A 15,032-nucleotide genomic window follows, 5' to 3' on the forward strand; every position below is an offset into this window, starting at 1 on the left:
GCATGCAAACCCACCTGAACCGGCGGGCTTGGCCGGTTCAGCCATCGCGATGCCAGGTGAGGGCTATGCCCTGCTCGAGCTCCACTTGCGGCCGCCAGCCGAAACGAGCGCTCGCGGCGGCGATATCCAGCACGACCTCGCGCACGTCGAAGCCCCGTTCCGGCAGATGCTCGACGCGAATCGTCCGGCCGGTCACGCGCTCGACCGCGGCCAGAACCGCGTTGAGACTGTGACCGGCGCCACTGCCGACGTTGTACACGCCGCTCGAGGAACCGTTTACAGCGCGCACCACCAGGTCGGTGAGATCGTCGATGTAGAGGTAATCGCGCACGGTGTTGCCGCCACCCCAGATCCGCAGCGGCAGCCCCTGGTGCGCGCATGCCAGCGCCGTGGCGATGAAGCCCTGCTGCCCGGACGCGATCTGGCGCGGTCCGTAGGGATTGGATGGGCGCAAAATTAGTGGATCGAGATCACCTAAAGCGTGATACATCAGCAGGTAGTGCTCGATCGCGACCTTGACCACGCCGTAGGAAGAGATCGGCCGTAACGGATGAGTCTCGTCCACCGGCAAACGATCGGGGTTGCCGTAAACGGTTCCGCCGGACGAGAAGAACACGATGCGCCGCAGCCCGCGCTCCCGCATCGAAGCGATCAGGCCCAGTGTGTCGACCAGGTTGGTCGATACGTCGCGGACAGGGTCGAGGTTGGAGGTGGACGGCACGGTCGTGCTGGCCAGGTGCAGGACGACATCGCAGCCATCGAGCATGGCGTCGATCGCGGCGCGGTCGGAATACGCGGCCTGCCGATACTCCACGCCGCGCCAATCCGCATCGGCGCGCGGCGCACGCGGGTCCAGCACCGACACCGTATGTCCGGCGGCGCGCAGGCCGTCGACCAGATGCGAGCCGATAAAGCCGTTACCGCCGATCAGCAGGACTCGCATCTCACTCCTCGTTCCGCAAACCGAAGTAGGCCGACAACCGCACCGCGTAGTCGGCTGCCGCCGCGACCGTCTCGGGCTCCAGCGGGTACAGCTCGCGCGCGAGGGTCTGCGCGGCCACGACCTCGTCGTGGTGGCGCTGCAGATCCAATTCGGCGGTGACGCTGCTCGCATGGCGCCGGTGCCGGTTGAGCGTGCGCGGATCGAAATGGATGCGCCCCAGCGTCAGCAGGCGCAGGTACACGATCCAGTCGCCGGCGACGCGATAGGAGGCGATCTCCTCTTGGTGCTCCTCCAGCACGCGCAGCAGCGCATCGCGGCGGAACAGCACCGCGCTGACGTTGGGCACGGTGTTCTTGACCGCCAGGCCGTGGATGGCTTCCTCGGCGCCCGTGGCGGTGTACGCCGACAGCCAGCGTTCGGCGGACAGTTCGTCGGTATAGGCGGTGTAGTCCTCGGACAGCACGTTGCCGTCCGCGTCGATCTGCTCGGACTGGCAGTACGCCATCACCACGCTGGCGTCGGCTCTCATCGCCTGGGCCAGCACCTCGATCATCTCGGGCTTGACGTCGTCGTCGGCTTCCGCGATCCAGACGAACTCGCCGCTGGCCCTGCGCGCGCCGGCCAGCCATTGCCGGAACACCGAGCCGGAATTGCGCTCATTGCGCAATAGCACGGGCTCCGGATGGCATTCGCCGCGCAGACCGTACAGCACTTCCACGCTGTCGTCGGTGGACGCATCGTCCAGCACCAGGATCTCGGCCAGCGGCAGGGTTTGCGCGGACAGCCCGCTCAAGCGTTCGCGCAGGTAATGCGCGTAGTTGTAGTTCGGCACGATCGCCGACACGCGCGGCAAGTCCCGCCCCAGCAAGTCCAGCAGGTCCAGCGCGTAGCCGCGGAACGAGTACTCGCTGTCCACCGTCGCGCGTCCGACCTCGCCGTATTGCGTGCGCAGCGCTTCGTCCCTGCACAGACTCAACAGCGCATTCGCATACGCTTCGACATCGAAAGCGGGCACGGCGATGCCCGCGCGCGCTTCGATCAGATCCGCGCCGCCGCCGGTGCCGGCGAACGCCACCACCGGCGTACCCACCGACAGGCTCTCCAGCACCACCGACGGGAACGGGTCTTCGCGCGACGCCAGCGCGTACACGTCGGCGCCCGCGTAGTAATCGTCGGTATCGAAATCCAGGCCCGCGTAGTGGAAGCGATCGGCGATGCCGGCCTCTTGCAGGAAGGCGTCCACCTCCCGCCTCACTTCCGCGTCGTCATGACCGACCCAGACCACATGCAACTCGGGTTCGCTCGCGCATGCGATCGCGGCGGCGTGGGCCAGCAGATCCAGACCTTTGCGCCGGTCCGCATAACCGACCGACAGCACGATCAGCGCGCTGTCGGCCAAGCCCAGCTTGCGGCGAAGCTCGGCCCTGGGCACCGACAGATCCCGCATGCCCCGGTAACGGCTGCGCGTGAACAGGCCCTGCGGCCGCATCACCAGCTTCCCCGCCAGCGCTTCGGGAGGCAGCAGCGTGGCCATGCCTTCGCGCACGGCCTGCGAGGAAATCACGACATGGTCGCTGGCGCGGACCAACTCGTACAGCGCGGACTCCAGGCAGTACTGAGCGATCAGGCCTGGCAATTCGTGTATCAACGAGACCACGCGCAGCCCCGCCTCGCGGAACGGCACGATCATGCGCCCCGATACGGTGGTGTTGGCGATCACCGCGTCGACGCCGCTGTGGCGCAAGCCCTGCGCGAACGCCAGCAGTTCCGCTTCGTCCATCCGATACAGCCGATGCACGGGCGTCAGCGCTTCGAACTCGGGCTCGAGCAGTCCCTCGCCCTGCATCAGCACTTCGACGTCCTGCCCCATGCGCTTGAGTTCGCGCACCAGATTCAGGGCGAGGTACTGAGCGCCATGCGGATGCGCGTCGTGCGACAGCAAAGCCAGTTTCGCGCGCGGCAACGGCATCGCCAGGGCCGCGCGCGTGGCATGCAGATAGGCGTAGCCGTGGCGGCGGTCGGGTTCCAGATACGCGCCGCGCAGCCAGTCGTTCCAGGCGTTGACGAACACCAGGCGTTCGCCGGCCACCGGGTTCGCCGCCGCATCGTCGGCCGCGGCCGACAGCCACTGCCGATAGGCTTCGGGACTGGCATTGGCGAACACGCGCCCCTGCCCGCCTTGCCCGGCCTCGTCGTCCCAACCCGGCATCACGCCGCGGATCAGCAACCCGTCCGGCGTCGGCGCCTGCAGCGAGCGCGCGACCAGCTCGCGGTAATCGACGATCTCCGCCGCCCAATCCGGGTCGACGATACCGAACTGCGAATCGATGGGGACCAGGTCGTGGTTGGGCGCGTGCGGCGGCCATTCCAGCTCGACATCGAACCCGGCCGCAACGCAGTGCCCGTAGTCGATCGGCGCGCCGGAGTCGGAATCCGCACCCTCGCCGGTCGCTTCGACCGCTTCGACCGCTTCGACCGCTTCGACCGCTTCGACCGCTTCGACCGCTTCGACCGCTTCGACCGCTTCGATAGCTTCGATAGCTTCGACAGCTTCGACAGCTTCGACAGCTTCGACAGCTTCGACAGCTTCGACAGCTTCGACAGCTTCGACAGCTTCGACAGCTTCGACAGCTTCGACAGCTTCGACAGCTTCGACAGCTTCGACAGCTTCGACAGCAGGAACAGCGTCGTCGTGTGCGGTCTCCGCGGCAAGACCTGGTTCCGTCGCGGGCGCGAAGGACTGCAGCGCGGCCAGGAACAGATCGCCGAGCCCCGCCTCGCGACAGGCATCCCTCCAACGCTGCGGTATGGCGGCATCGATCGGCGACGAATCGGATCCGCGCACTACCACCAGCGGCCGGCCGGCGATGCGGATGTAGCGCGGATCCGCCAGGTACGAGGCCAGATCGGCAACGAAACGGGCGCCGTCGTCCTGCGGTTGCGCATCGCCGCTGTCGCCGTCGTCGTCGCCGCTGTCGTCGCTGCCGGCATCGTCGCTGCTGGCGTCGTTAGTGCCGACGATCTTGTCCTTGTCGCTGTCGCTGTCGTTATCCCTGCCCTTGTCGCCCTCGGCAGCGCCCATCGCCGGCCAGCACACGCAGAACGGGAAATCGATCGCGGTGTCGGCCACATAGCGCGACAAAGGGTTCAACTTGGGATCGTCGCCCAGCAGAAAGCAAAAACCGTGCAGCCCGTGCAAGCGCGCCAATTCCACCTGGCGGCGCATGACTTCGCCCAGCAGCGGATCGTAATAACCCAGTTCGCCAGGCAGGCGCGGCTGCTCGTGCCCCACGAACTTCGGCGCGGCGGCCGCGATATCGACCCAGGTGTCCGACGACTGCACGCCATCGCCGCGCGAGTTCCGCGGCAGGTACAAGGCGATGGCCTTGGCCCGCAATGCCGCCGGCCCGGTGGTCGCGGGCGCGGCCACGAAATCGAGGCTGCGCCCCGATCGTGCCGTCGCGAGCACCTGCCGGACGTAGCGCTGCTGCAGCGCCAGACGCTCCGCCAGCCGGGCGAACTCGCGGGGGTCGATGCCCGGCGTCGGCGCCGGCATCTGGGTGGGGTCGTGCTCGTCCCAGCGACGGTACGAGCCGGTTCGCGACAACACCGGGGCAAGCCCGCGGAAGATGAACTGCTTTAACGACAGACGGGTCGACCACGACACCGGCAAGGCGTGGTAAACGTCGCGCAGCGAGCGTCCGATCAGCGCCTTGAGCGAGGCCATGCTTACTTACCCTTGAACGCCGCCGACAGCCAGCGCACGGGCGCGGTCAACTTCCAACTGCGCGACGCCAGCAGCGATCGAATGCGCTCGTCCTGCGCTTGCAGCCGCTCGTCGCGCTCGCTCAAAGCCGCCTGCAACGCGACCAGATCGCCATGGGTGGCGTTGCTGGACTGCGCCGCAGCCGCGATGCGCGCGCGCATCGCCTCCAATTCGGAACTCAGCTGCGCAACCTGCGCCCTTGCGGCCACCAGATCCACGTCCGACTGACTGGCGTCGGTCGCGCCGACCGCCGACAGCTGCTGCCGGGCTTGTTCCAGCGCGTTGTCGGCGCGCGCCTCGGCGGCCGCGACGCGACGATCGGCGTAGATGCGGCTGCCCAACGCATCGAACAGACGCAACACCGTGGCTTCGCTCTCGCTGTCGCGCAGCGCGGCCAAGTCGAGCAGCGACTGCGGCTGGTCGGGACCGACCAGCAGCACGCCCAGCCCATGGGTGTGCTGGAACTCGAAACCGGGATAGCGCTGGATCAACTCGGCCCACAGCTTCCAGACGCCGAAATTGCGCTCGCGCACCATGGTGTCGTGGAACAGCACGACGCCGCGGCTGGACATTTTCGGCAACCAGGTCTCGAAGTCCTGCAGCACCGCTTCATAGGTGTGCAGGCCGTCGATGTGCAGCACGTCGATGCTGCCGTCGGCGAAATAATCGCGCGCCTCGTCGAAGGTCATGCGCATCAGCGCCGAGAAGCCGCCGTACTGCTCTTGGTTGTACTGCCACAGCGTGTTGAAAACTTCGTCGCCGTAGAAGCCGGAATGCTCGTCGCCGGTCCACATATCCACGGCGAAACAGCGCGTGTCCAGCGCGCAATGGCGCACGGCCTGGCAGAACCCGAGGTAGGAGGCGCCATGATGGCTGCCCAGCTCGACCAGCATGCGCGGCTTGGCTTCTTCGATCAGCCAGAACGCGAACGGGATATGTCCGATCCACGCACTCGGCGGCACGTGCGCGGCCGGCAGCGACATGGCGGCATTGAGCTTCAGCTGCGGCGTTCCGACGTTCATACCTCGCCCTCCACCTTCGCGGAATACGAAACGCCACGGGCGATCGTTGCGAGCGGGCCAACAAAGCGGGGCTTATGCATAGGGGGACGCAGACTCACTTTCTAACTCCGGAATTAGTGACCTGGGAATGACGGCCGATCGACGCGACGCACCGATGGCGGCAAGGCACCGCCGATACGCGGCTGACGATGGCCGGCATCCCTATCAGGCCGAGGCACCGCGGGCTTGTGGGGCGGATTCGGCCGGGTCGGCGACCTTCAATTCGACCGCGCGGAACGGGATGCCCACCAATCCGACCGAACGGGTTTGGGCCATGGCGTCCAACACCAAACCATCATAGACCCAGGCTGCCTGGACATGACTGAGGTAGGTGCCGTCCGCAAGCGCCGCGTCGATCGTGTATCGGCCGGCCGTCAAATACGGCATCCGGAACTCGAACATCGCGCTGACACGTTGTCCTGGTTCGGCCGGCTTGGGCGCCTCGTGATCGCGGTAACTGTGGATGCCGAACAAGCGCTGGCCCAGGCGATCTTTGAGGAAGAAGCCGATGATCGGGCTGGCGATAGGGCGATGCGCGACGGCATCCACCACCAGGCGCACGACCCGGCCGCCTTCCAGCAGCGTCAGGGTGCGGCCCTCTTCGTTTTCCAGACGTATCGAGGTGATGCTGGCGCCGCCGTCGCCGAAACCCTCGGCGTTGGGATCGAAACGGAACACGCGCATGCGGCTGTGATCCAGGCTGGGATCGTAGGCGTCGGGGTCCGAATCGATCGTCGCCGCCGGCGACTCGTCGGCGACCGCCTCGTCCGCGCCAGCGGTCGCGGCGAGCTGCGACGGCTCCTGGACCAGCTTGGGCGTCGGCCCAGCCGGATGCCCGTAGACGCTGGCGCTATACGCTTCGCAGACTTCCTTGGCCGGTCCGTCCATCACCACGCGGCCGCCGTCCAGCCACAGCACGCGATCGCACAGGTTGGTTACCGCGCCTGCATCGTGGCTCACGAACAGCACCGTGCCGCGCTTCTGGAAATCGCGCAGGAAACGCATGCACTTCTGGCCGAAGAACACGTCGCCGACCGACAGCGCCTCGTCGATGATCAGGATTTCGGCGTCGGCGTGCGCGATCACGGCGAACGCCAGGCGCACGTACATGCCGCTGGAATACGTCTTCACCGGCTGATCGATGAAGTCGCCGATATCGGCGAAGGCGACGATGTCGTTGTACTTGGCGGCGATCTCGTCCTGGCTCATGCCTAGGATCGCGCCGTTCATGTACACGTTCTCGCGCCCGGTGAATTCGGGATTGAAGCCGCTGCCCAACTCGAGCAGCGCGCCCACGCGCCCCGAGATGGCCGCGCTGCCGCCGGTCGGCGACAGGGTGCCGCACACGATCTGCAGCAGGGTCGACTTGCCGGAACCGTTGCGGCCGACGATGCCGACGGTCTCGCCGCGCGCCACCGTCATGGACACGTCGCGCAGCGCCCAGAACTCGCGGAAGTAGGCCCGCGGCTTCAGGCCGGCCATCCGGTCCAGGCGCGGCAGCAAGGCCTGCTTCAAGCGGTCCTGCGGACGTTCGTAGATCTGGTAGCACTTGCTGACGCCATCGACCACGATCGCCCGGTCGGTCGCGCCCGCTGCCTGCGCCTGTAGCGATTCAGAGGACATCGGCGAACCCCCGGCGCGATTTCTGGAACCACCAGTAGCCGAACGCCATGAACACCAGCGCGAACGCGTAGTAGCGGATCAGCATGGCCGGATCGGGAGCGATCTCGGTGAACAGGGCCGCCCGGCTTTCCTCGATGGCCACGGTGATCGGGTTGGCGTAGACCCAGGCGCGATACTTCTCCGGCAGCGAGGCGATCGGATAGAACACCGGCGCGAGGAACATCAACACCGTCGACACCACGCCGGTCATCTGGCCGATATCGCGAATGAACACGCCCAGCGACGCGAGCAGCCAGGAAATGCCCAACGCGAACAGCACCAGCGGCAACAGGATCACCGGCAGCCACAACGCGGTCAGCGGAATCGAGCCCTCAAGCAGCAGCTTGGCCACCATCAGGATCGTCAGGCTGGCCAGCGCATGGAACACCGCCGAGCCCATCAGGCTCCAAGCCAGCGTTTCCAGCGGAAACACCACTTTCTTGACGTAGTTGGTGTTGCCGACGATCAAACTGGGCGCCTTGATCAGCGCCTCGGCGATCAGACCGTGCGCGATCACGCCGATGAACAACAGCAGCGCGAAGCGCGCCTTGCCCTGCCCGGCGAGCGAGCCCGGCCACTTGGCTTCGAACACCACCGAGAACACGAAGGTGTAGACGGCCAGCATCAGCACCGGATACAGGAACGACCAGGCCACGCCCATGATCGAGCCGCGGTAGCGCCCCAGCACGTCGCGCCGGATCAGCTGCGCGATCAGGCGGCGCTCGCGCCAGAAGCCGGCGAACATGCTGCGCGGCCCCGCCGGCGGCGGCAGGTGCGCATTGATCAACTGGCCGTGACTCATTGCGCCAACGCGCCTTCGAGTTCGGCGCGCAGATCCGCCAGATCCTCGACGCCCACGCTCAGGCGCACCAGGTTGTCGGCGATGCCCAGGGCCGCGCGGCGGTCGGGCGGGATCGAGGCGTGGGTCATCACCGCCGGGTGGTTGATCAGGCTTTCCACGCCGCCCAGCGATTCGGCGATGGCGAACAGTTCGCAGCGCTCCATCATCCGGCGCGCGCCGTCCATGCCGCCCTTCACCAGGATGCTGACCATGCCGCCGAACCCGTGCATCTGGCGCTTGGCCAGCGCGTGCTGCGGATGCGAGGCCAGACCGGGATAGATCACCTTCTCCACCGAAGGATGCGACTGCAGCCATTCGGCCAGCGCCTGCGCGTTCTCGCAGTGCGCCTTCATGCGCAGGTGCAGGGTCTTGAGGCCGCGCAGCGCGAGGAAGCTGTCGAACGGGCCCTGCACGCCGCCGACGGCGTTCTGCAGGAACGTCATCTGCTCGGCGATGCCGGCGTCGTCGCCGACCACGACCATGCCGCCGACGATGTCGGAGTGGCCGTTGAGGTACTTGGTCGCCGAGTGCATGACCATGTGCGCGCCCAGTTCCAGCGGGCGCTGCAGGATCGGCGAACTGAAGGTGTTGTCGACCACCACGATCAGGCCGCGCTTGCGCGCGATCTGCGCGATGCGGGCCACGTCGACCAGCTTGAGCAGCGGATTGGTCGGGGTTTCGATCCAGACCAGCTTGGTCTCGGGACGGATCGCGGCCTCGAAGGCGGCGGTGTCGCTGAGGTCGACCCAGCTGAAGTCCAGGCCGGCCGAGCGGCGGCGCACGCGCTCGAACAGGCGGTAGGTGCCGCCGTAGACGTCGTCCATGGCGATCACGTGGCTGCCCGAATCCAGCAGTTCCAGGATCGTCGAGGTCGCGGCCAGGCCGGAGGCGAAGGCGTAACCGTGGCTGCCGCCTTCCAGGCCGGCGACGCAGCGCTCGTAGGCGAACCGGGTCGGGTTGTGGCTGCGCGAGTACTCGAAGCCCTGGTGCACGCCGGGGCTGCTCTGGGCGTAGGTCGAGGTGGCGTAGATCGGGGTCATCACGGCGCCCGTGGTCGGGTCCGGAGACTGCCCGGCGTGGATCGCCAACGTGCCCAATCCGGGCTTGTGCGCCCCGCCATCCTGCTTAGGTTCGGTCATTGCATTCTTCCGCTTCGGCTAGCATGCGCAAACGTTAATTCTACCATCGCCCATGAGTCCGACCCGGCGCCTGCCGCCCGACTTCAGTCACAGTGCAGCCTTTCCGTTGTTCGCTTTCGACGCCTCGGCGCAGCGCGGCTGGGTGCTGCATTTCGAGCCGGAGGACTACCGCCGCGCGAGCTTCCTGGACCAGCGCGCGCTGCACCATCGCCAGATCCACGGCTGGGAGCTGTCGCTGGACGAGATCGAGGCGGCGCTGGCCGATTCGGACCCCGTGCCGCCCCTGCACTGGATTTTCCATATAGGACATTGCGGCTCGACCCTGGTCAGTAAGTTTATCGATCTGGCAAACGGCGTGCTGGGCCTGCGCGAGCCGCTGCCGCTGCTGGCCCTGGCTCAGGGCACCGACGATCCGGCCACGCGGCGTTGGCAGGGCACGGTGCTGCGGTTGCTGGCGCGCGGCTACCCTGACACCCGCGCAGTGGTGGTCAAACCCACCGCCGCGGTGACCGCGATCGCCGGATCGCTGCTGGAGCGCAGCCCGGGCCGCGCCTGCCTACTGTGGATCGACCTGCGCAGCTGGCTGGCGACGATGCTGCGCGACGCGGACTTGATCGGCGACAGCCTGGCCGGCGAAGCGCGACGCCTGGCTCAATTCGGCCCGGACGGCCTGCCCGCGGCCAGCGGCGACGGCGCCCGCCTGGCCCGGCTGTGGCTGGCCGAGCAGTTGCGCTGGCGCCGGCTGGCCGCCGACCCGGCGCTGGCCGGGCGCCTGATCGATCTGGATTTCGCCCAGGTGCTGGCCGATCCGGCCGGCGCCAGCGCGGGCCTGATCGCGCATTACGGCCTGCCCCTGCCCGACGACTGGGCGGCGCGGGTCGCCGGTTCCGGGCTGCTGCAGCGCTACGCGAAGGATCCCAGCCAGGCCTACGACGCGAACGCGCGCGAGCGCGAGCTGGCGGCGGCGGCACGAACGCATGCGGCGCAGATCGAGGCCGGTCTGGCGTGGGCGGCGGCGGCATTGCCGGCGCTGGACGCGCAGGCGCTGCGGCCGCGATTGGGCTGGCCGGACTAGCGCCTGGACGAAACGGGCCGCGGCACCGCGCAGGCCCGCGCGCGTGGCGCGCTCAGGCGAGGAAGGTCGTCATCGCGTAGCGCGTGCCGCTGCGCACCGGCAGCACCTCGTGCAGCAGAGAACACGAGAACACCAGCGCCGAACCCGTGGCCGGCGAAAACCGGTGCGGACCGAATTCGGGATAACGGAACTCGCCGCCCTCGTAGTCGCCCGCGTTGAGGTTCACCGACAGCGCGAAGCGGCGATAGGCCACGTCCGGCGTCTCGTTGTCGCGATGGGCGCGGAAGTAGCCCGCGTCCTGCGGATAGGCCAGCAGCTTGAACGGATCGCGCCGGGCGACGTTGAACTGATAGACGCGCGCGATCTCCGGCAGCGCGCGGCGCAGCAGGCGTTCGTGCATGCGCGCGTCCAGCGCCGGATCGCGCGGGAAACTTTCGCGGCGCTGCTTGACCGTGGGATCGAGCTGGAAGCGCTGTTCGCCGCCCTCCAGCACCAGCACGCCGGATGCGTCGCCGCCTTGGCAGTCGACGTCGAGGTGACGGATCAGCTCGGCGCAGAACTCGGCCTCGAACACGTTCGGGATCTGCAGCACCGGTGCGATGCGGCGGATCTGCGCGGGCGCCAGCGCGGCCTCGTCGGCCGGAGGCAGCGGCGCGCTCGCCACCGGCAGCGCGCTCGCGTTGAGCAGGCGCAGATTGGCGTCGGCCAGCCACAGCACGTCGCGGCCCAGGCCGGCCAGCCAGCGCGGCTCGGCCGCCAAGGCCTGCCAGCCCGCGGGCGTGTTCGGATAGGCGGCCGGCCCCAGGCACAGGGCCAGCACCTCGGCCGGAGGCGCCGGCAAGGCCTCGGCCGCGACCTCGTCCGAGGGCACGGCCAGCCACAGCGGCCGACCGGCGAACTCCGCATGCAGGGTCAGCGCCGCGCCCGCGCCGTCGCGCAGGCGCACATCGGGCAGGCGGTCGCCCGGCAGCCAGCGTTCGGCCGCCGCCACGCTCACTGCACGCGCCGCCGCAGGTAGTTGAGCAGGTCGATACGGGTGATCAGGCCCAGGAAACGCTCGCCGTCCATGACGATGGCGACGTGGCCGCGGTCGAACACCGGCAGCAGCGATTCGATCGGATCGGCCACCGGGATCTTGTCGAGCTTGCTGACCATCGCGGTGGACACCGGGTCGCGGAAGCGCGACTCGTCGCCGTAGACGTGCAGCAGCACGTCGCTCTCGTCGACGATGCCGACGATGTGCTCGCCGTCCATCACCGGCAGCTGCGAGACGTCGTACAGCTTCATGCGCTGGTAGGCGGTGACCAGCAGGTCGTTGGGCCCCACCACCACCGTGTCGCGCTGCGAGTACGGGCGCAGGATCAGGTCGCGCAGGTCGTCGTGGCGTTCGCGCTCGATGAAGCCGTTGTCCAGCATCCAGTAGTCGTTGTACATCTTCGACAGGTACTTGTTGCCGGTGTCGCAGACGAACACCAGCACGCGCTTGGGTTCGGTCTGTTCGCGGCAGTACTTCAGCGCCGCGGCCAGCAGAGTGCCGGTGGAGGAGCCGCCGAGGATGCCTTCCTTTTCCAGCAGTTCGCGCGCGGTCAGGAAGCTTTCCTTGTCGCTGATCGCGTAGGCCTGCTTGACGCGGGTGAAGTCGGAGATCGGCGGCAGGAAATCCTCGCCGATGCCTTCGACCATCCAGCTGGCCGACTTGTCCGACAGCGTGCCGCGGTTGATGTACTCCTCCAGGATGGAGCCGACCGGATCGGCCAGCACCAGCTCGGTGCCGGGCGAGAGCGTGGCGAACGCGCGCGACAGGCCGGTCATGGTGCCCGAGCTGCCGCAGCCGAACACGATCGCGTCGAGCTTGCCGTCCATCTGCCGCAGGATTTCCGGCGCGGTGCCGAACTCGTGCGCGGCCGGATTGTCGGGATTGCCGAACTGGTTGATGAAGTAGGCGCCCGGGGTTTCGCGCGCGATGCGCTCGGCCAGGTCCTGGTAGTAGTCGGGATGGCCCTTGGCCACGTCAGAACGCGTCAGCACCACCTGCGCGCCCATCGCCTTGAGGTTGAAGATCTTCTCGCGGCTCATCTTGTCCGGCACCACCAGCAGCAGCTTGTAGCCCTTCTGCTGCGCGACCAGGGCCAGGCCGATGCCGGTGTTGCCGGCGGTGCCTTCGACCAGGGTATCGCCGGGCTTGATCTTGCCGGCCTTCTCGGCCGCTTCGATCATCGACAGGCCGATGCGGTCCTTGATCGAGCCGCCGGGGTTCTGCGATTCCAGCTTGAGGTAGAGCTCGCACACGCCGGTGTCCAGGCGTTGGGCTTTGACGATCGGGGTCTGCCCGATCAGTTCGAGTACGGATTGGTGGATGGCCATGCGGTTACGCGGCTTCTGCGGGGCCGCGTTCGGCGCGGCGGGACCCGGTCATTCTAGCGGGGCCTCGCGCGCCGCGAGCGCGCCCTCCCCCGGCCGGCAATCGCGCTTTCGCGATCGGCCTCACAGCGGCCGCGGGCCGGACCCGGCGCAGGTCGAACGCGCACCGGGCGCGATGACCGGCGCGATGACTGAAAAACAGGGGGACCAAGCGGCTGGCGCGGACCGGCGATGCACACGGTCCGTCCGGTAGCCGCGGGCGGTGGCGGCCGACGAGGATGGCCGCCACCGCCCGCGCTGAAGAAGATTCAGTGCGGTTGCATGTCGTACAGGTGCGTCAATCGGTCTTTCGCAGCCAGCTTCTCGCGCTTCATCTGCGCCAGGGTGACGTCGTCGATCGGCAGCACGCCGAGCTCCGCGTCCATCACTTTCTTGTCCAGCTCCTTATGCCGCTGGTAGAGCTGCTTGAACTCGGGGCTGCTCTTGATCAGGGCGTCGATTTCGGGCTGCGGACGTTCTTCGAACATGAAAGCCTCCTTCATCAGAAAAGCAAACGCCCCGGCCTAATGACCAGGGCGTCGCGGGGGGTCCGTGAGGGGCGCGAGGCGGAGCGCGCGACCGGCCTCATACAGGCCGGCCACCGACTCGCTTGCGGTGGCGGGGTCCTGCAGAAGGTGGTCTTGCGTCATCGGCCTGGCTCTTCGCCAAGCGGAAATAAGGCCGCTTGGGTATTCGACCCTACTCCTCCTTTTCGGGGTCGGCAAGGCCGGCGGTCGCATTGCCCGGCATCGGCATGCTATCCGCGCCAGGACGGTGCGCCTGGCGCGGACTCAAGTCACAAATAACTGATTTTTAAACTTATTTGTCCGCCACCACGACGTCGACGCGGTCGCCCTTGCCGCTGCGGCCGCTGCTCTGGATCTTGTTGCGGGCCACACCGCCGGCGACCAGCGCATCGCGCACCGCATCGGCGCGGCGCTGGGCCAGCTTGGCGTCGCCGGCCTGGGCCTCGACCTTGACCGAACCCGAGGGGCCGGCCTGGACATAGGCGGCCAGGGTCCGCACCTGGCCGGCCGCGGTGCCGCCCAGGGCGGCCTTGCCGGCGCCGAAGGCGTCGCGGTTCAAGCCGAACACCTCGCCGCGCGCATCGCGCTTGGACGCCGGCAGCTTGCCGCCGGCCATGAGCTCGGCCTCCTGCCGCGCCAGCGCCGCCTCGCGTTCGCGCGCGGCGTTGAGCTTGGCGGTCTGGGCGTCGCCGACCGTGGCCAGGGCCGCATCGGCGTCCTGGATCGTCAGCGCGTCGGCGGCGGCCTGGGCGCGCAGGCGTTCGGCCTCCTCGGCTTGCATCTGCGCCTGCAGGCGCAGGCGTTCGGCCTCGGCGCGCGCGCGTTCGGCGTCGCGGCGGCTGGCCTCGACCAGCAGGTCGCTGCGCTCGCGGTCGAGACGGTCGACCTCGCGCTGCGCGGCCTGGCTGCGGGCGGCGATCTCGGCGATCTGGACCCGGCGTTCGGCGACGTAGAAAGCCGCGTCGCGATCGCGGCGCGGCGCTTCGGCCAGGGCCTGCACAGCTTGGCGCGCCTGCAGGCGTTCGTAGGCGCCGAAGCCGCTGAGGCCGGGATCGGCGTCGACCGCGGTCAGGCGCCGCGACAGCCGCGCCACATCCGGATCGTCGGCGGCGTGCGCGACCGGCACGGCGGCGGCCAAGGCGGTGGCCAGCAAGGCGCTGCAAAGCAGGTGGCGCGGGCTCATCGGTCGTCTCCGGTCTGCAGGCGGCGGCGCAACTCGGCGATCTCGGCGCGGCGCTGGGCCAGTTCGGCGTTGATCACCGCGTCGCGGCTCTTGGCGGTGGCCAGGTCGCCGTCCACCGCCGCGGCGGCGGCCAGGCGACGGGCGTCGTCCTCGCGGCCGCGCGACATCGCGCCCTGAGCCTGACCCAGCGCGCTGCGTGCGGCGGCCAGATCCTGCGGCGCGTACTGGTCGGCATCGGCGCCGTCGGCGCGGTTGACCGCCTGCTGGGCGGCCGCCAGCTCCGCCGTCGGCGGCGGCAGCGAGGCGCATGCGCTGAGCGTGGAAGCGAGAACTAGTGCCAGCAGCGCGGTGCGCATCTGTGAGAAGCTGATTCGTGCGAAGCTTGCGGTCATAGGGGATGCCGTTGCGTAAGGAGTGCGCTCGGCCATTGTCGGA

General features: G+C 68.3%; 12 protein-coding genes. 1 reads left to right on the forward strand and 11 read right to left on the reverse strand.

Annotated elements, in window-relative coordinates; translation table 11 throughout:
- Nucleotides 1-37: 37 nt before the first annotated feature.
- The 6 genes from LVB77_RS18890 to LVB77_RS18915 form a co-directional block, all read right to left on the reverse strand.
- Nucleotides 38-943, reverse strand: a complete 906-nt coding sequence (locus tag LVB77_RS18890) for an NAD-dependent epimerase/dehydratase family protein (protein ID WP_232907679.1) — start codon at nt 941-943, stop codon at nt 38-40.
- Between the two features lies 1 nt (nt 944).
- Nucleotides 945-4,670 (reverse strand): glycoside hydrolase family 99-like domain-containing protein, encoded by a 3,726-nt coding sequence (locus LVB77_RS18895; protein WP_232907680.1) that lies wholly within the window; start codon nt 4,668-4,670, stop codon nt 945-947.
- 2 nt (nt 4,671-4,672) lie between these two features.
- Nucleotides 4,673-5,731 carry a class I SAM-dependent methyltransferase gene (locus tag LVB77_RS18900; RefSeq protein ID WP_232907682.1) on the reverse strand — a complete coding sequence of 353 codons (1,059 nt, stop codon included), beginning with the start codon at nt 5,729-5,731 and terminating at the stop codon, nt 4,673-4,675.
- A gap of 204 nt (nt 5,732-5,935) precedes the next feature.
- Nucleotides 5,936-7,393, reverse strand: a complete 1,458-nt coding sequence (locus LVB77_RS18905; RefSeq protein ID WP_232907684.1) for an ABC transporter ATP-binding protein — start codon at nt 7,391-7,393, stop codon at nt 5,936-5,938.
- Complete coding sequence (locus LVB77_RS18910) at nt 7,383-8,234, reverse strand: ABC transporter permease (protein ID WP_232907686.1); 852 nt, start codon at nt 8,232-8,234, stop codon at nt 7,383-7,385. Before LVB77_RS18910 ends, LVB77_RS18905 begins: the two co-directional genes overlap by 11 nt.
- Complete coding sequence (locus LVB77_RS18915; protein ID WP_232907687.1) at nt 8,231-9,412, reverse strand: cystathionine gamma-synthase; 1,182 nt, start codon at nt 9,410-9,412, stop codon at nt 8,231-8,233. Before LVB77_RS18915 ends, LVB77_RS18910 begins: the two co-directional genes overlap by 4 nt.
- Nucleotides 9,413-9,464: 52 nt before the next feature.
- Here LVB77_RS18915 and LVB77_RS21320 point away from each other — a divergent pair, with 52 nt between their 5' ends.
- Nucleotides 9,465-10,487, forward strand: a complete 1,023-nt coding sequence (locus LVB77_RS21320) for a hypothetical protein (protein ID WP_305068911.1) — start codon at nt 9,465-9,467, stop codon at nt 10,485-10,487.
- A 52-nt stretch (nt 10,488-10,539) separates the two neighbouring features.
- Here the strand turns inward: LVB77_RS21320 and LVB77_RS18925 are convergent, their stop codons facing one another.
- The 5 genes from LVB77_RS18925 to LVB77_RS18945 form a co-directional block, all read right to left on the reverse strand.
- Nucleotides 10,540-11,484: a 2OG-Fe(II) oxygenase gene (locus tag LVB77_RS18925; RefSeq protein ID WP_232907689.1), complete on the reverse strand. Its 945-nt coding sequence runs from the start codon at nt 11,482-11,484 to the stop codon at nt 10,540-10,542.
- Nucleotides 11,481-12,851 (reverse strand): pyridoxal-phosphate dependent enzyme, encoded by a 1,371-nt coding sequence (locus LVB77_RS18930; RefSeq protein WP_232907690.1) that lies wholly within the window; start codon nt 12,849-12,851, stop codon nt 11,481-11,483. The genes LVB77_RS18925 and LVB77_RS18930 overlap by 4 nt, the downstream gene beginning before the upstream one ends.
- Nucleotides 12,852-13,156: 305 nt before the next feature.
- The gene (locus tag LVB77_RS18935; protein WP_232907692.1) at nt 13,157-13,375 is read right to left on the reverse strand and encodes a YdcH family protein; all 219 of its coding nucleotides are present in this window, start codon (nt 13,373-13,375) and stop codon (nt 13,157-13,159) included.
- A 331-nt stretch (nt 13,376-13,706) separates the two neighbouring features.
- Nucleotides 13,707-14,597 (reverse strand): hypothetical protein, encoded by an 891-nt coding sequence (locus LVB77_RS18940; RefSeq protein ID WP_232907693.1) that lies wholly within the window; start codon nt 14,595-14,597, stop codon nt 13,707-13,709.
- Nucleotides 14,594-14,953: a DUF4398 domain-containing protein gene (locus tag LVB77_RS18945; protein ID WP_232907695.1), complete on the reverse strand. Its 360-nt coding sequence runs from the start codon at nt 14,951-14,953 to the stop codon at nt 14,594-14,596. Before LVB77_RS18945 ends, LVB77_RS18940 begins: the two co-directional genes overlap by 4 nt.
- Between the last annotated feature and the right edge of the window lie 79 nt (nt 14,954-15,032).

The organism is Lysobacter sp. 5GHs7-4, assembly GCF_021284765.1.
In the GTDB taxonomy this organism is placed as follows: Bacteria; Pseudomonadota; Gammaproteobacteria; order Xanthomonadales; family Xanthomonadaceae; genus Lysobacter.

Excerpts from the sequence above, each read along its gene's own strand:
- LVB77_RS18890 (WP_232907679.1), bottom strand. The coding sequence starts at position 943 with ATGCGAGTCCTGCTGATCGGCGGTAACGGCTTTATCGGCTCGCATCTG.
- LVB77_RS18895 (WP_232907680.1), bottom strand. The coding sequence starts at position 4,670 with ATGGCCTCGCTCAAGGCGCTGATCGGACGCTCGCTGCGCGACGTTTAC.
- LVB77_RS18900 (WP_232907682.1), bottom strand. The coding sequence starts at position 5,731 with ATGAACGTCGGAACGCCGCAGCTGAAGCTCAATGCCGCCATGTCGCTG.
- LVB77_RS18905 (WP_232907684.1), bottom strand. The coding sequence starts at position 7,393 with ATGTCCTCTGAATCGCTACAGGCGCAGGCAGCGGGCGCGACCGACCGG.
- LVB77_RS18910 (WP_232907686.1), bottom strand. The coding sequence starts at position 8,234 with ATGAGTCACGGCCAGTTGATCAATGCGCACCTGCCGCCGCCGGCGGGG.
- LVB77_RS18915 (WP_232907687.1), bottom strand. The coding sequence starts at position 9,412 with ATGACCGAACCTAAGCAGGATGGCGGGGCGCACAAGCCCGGATTGGGC.
- LVB77_RS21320 (WP_305068911.1), top strand. The coding sequence starts at position 9,465 with ATGAGTCCGACCCGGCGCCTGCCGCCCGACTTCAGTCACAGTGCAGCC.
- LVB77_RS18930 (WP_232907690.1), bottom strand. The coding sequence starts at position 12,851 with ATGGCCATCCACCAATCCGTACTCGAACTGATCGGGCAGACCCCGATC.
- LVB77_RS18935 (WP_232907692.1), bottom strand. The coding sequence starts at position 13,375 with ATGTTCGAAGAACGTCCGCAGCCCGAAATCGACGCCCTGATCAAGAGC.
- LVB77_RS18940 (WP_232907693.1), bottom strand. The coding sequence starts at position 14,597 with ATGAGCCCGCGCCACCTGCTTTGCAGCGCCTTGCTGGCCACCGCCTTG.
- LVB77_RS18945 (WP_232907695.1), bottom strand. The coding sequence starts at position 14,953 with ATGCGCACCGCGCTGCTGGCACTAGTTCTCGCTTCCACGCTCAGCGCA.